Annotated in this window: 1 rRNA gene; it reads right to left on the bottom strand. The window is 54.9% G+C overall.

Annotated elements, in window-relative coordinates:
- Window positions 1-52 precede the first annotated feature (52 nt).
- Window positions 53-1587: ribosomal RNA gene (locus R0J87_RS18225) — 16S ribosomal RNA — on the bottom strand.
- Between the last annotated feature and the right edge of the window lie 24 nt (window positions 1588-1611).

Below are 1611 nucleotides of genomic sequence, written 5' to 3'. Positions count from 1 at the left end.
TCTGATCAGGTAATTCATTGTGAGCGCTTACCGCGAGGAGTGATGCATCGTTTAAGGAGGTGATCCAGCCGCAGGTTCCCCTACGGCTACCTTGTTACGACTTCACCCCAGTCATGAACCACACCGTGGTGATCGCCCTCTTGCGTTAGGCTAACCACTTCTGGTGCAGTCCACTCCCATGGTGTGACGGGCGGTGTGTACAAGGCCCGGGAACGTATTCACCGTGACATTCTGATTCACGATTACTAGCGATTCCGACTTCACGGAGTCGAGTTGCAGACTCCGATCCGGACTGAGACCGGCTTTTCGGGATTAGCTCACTCTCGCGAGTTGGCAACCCTTTGTACCGGCCATTGTAGCACGTGTGTAGCCCTACTCGTAAGGGCCATGATGACTTGACGTCGTCCCCACCTTCCTCCGGTTTGTCACCGGCAGTCTCCTTAGAGTTCCCACCATTACGTGCTGGCAAATAAGGACAAGGGTTGCGCTCGTTACGGGACTTAACCCAACATTTCACAACACGAGCTGACGACAGCCATGCAGCACCTGTCTCTGCGTTCCCGAAGGCACCAAGTGATCTCTCACAAGTTCGCAGGATGTCAAGAGTAGGTAAGGTTCTTCGCGTTGCATCGAATTAAACCACATGCTCCACCGCTTGTGCGGGCCCCCGTCAATTCATTTGAGTTTTAACCTTGCGGCCGTACTCCCCAGGCGGTCGACTTATCGCGTTAACTTCGCCACAAAGTGCGCTAGGCACCCAACGGCTGGTCGACATCGTTTACGGCGTGGACTACCAGGGTATCTAATCCTGTTTGCTACCCACGCTTTCGCACCTCAGTGTCAGTGTCAGTCCAGAAGGCCGCCTTCGCCACTGGTATTCCTCCCGATCTCTACGCATTTCACCGCTACACCGGGAATTCTACCTTCCTCTCCTGCACTCTAGCTTGACAGTTCCGGATGCCGTTCCCAGGTTGAGCCCGGGGCTTTCACAACCGGCTTATCAAGCCACCTACGCGCGCTTTACGCCCAGTAATTCCGATTAACGCTTGCACCCTCCGTATTACCGCGGCTGCTGGCACGGAGTTAGCCGGTGCTTCTTCTGCGAGTGATGTCTTTCCTAGCGGGTATTAACCGCTAGGCGTTCTTCCTCGCTGAAAGTGCTTTACAACCCGAGGGCCTTCTTCACACACGCGGCATGGCTGGATCAGGCTTGCGCCCATTGTCCAATATTCCCCACTGCTGCCTCCCGTAGGAGTTCGGGCCGTGTCTCAGTCCCGATGTGGCTGATCATCCTCTCAGACCAGCTACGGATCGTTGCCTTGGTGAGCCTTTACCTCACCAACTAGCTAATCCGACATAGGCTCATCCAATAGCGGGAGCCGAAGCCCCCTTTCTCCCGTAGGACGTATGCGGTATTAGCCTGGGTTTCCCCAGGTTATCCCCCACTATCGGGCAGATTCCTATGCATTACTCACCCGTCCGCCGCTCGTCACCCAAGAAGCAAGCTTCTCTGTGCTACCGCTCGACTTGCATGTGTTAGGCCTGCCGCCAGCGTTCAATCTGAGCCATGATCAAACTCTTCAGTTTAAAATCATTGTGATCCTTACGTGT

Origin of the sequence: Halomonas sp. SIMBA_159, assembly GCF_046536035.1 — a bacterium.
GTDB lineage: Bacteria > Pseudomonadota > Gammaproteobacteria > Pseudomonadales > Halomonadaceae > Vreelandella > Vreelandella venusta_A.
This window is presented reverse-complemented; position numbering and strand designations above follow the sequence as displayed.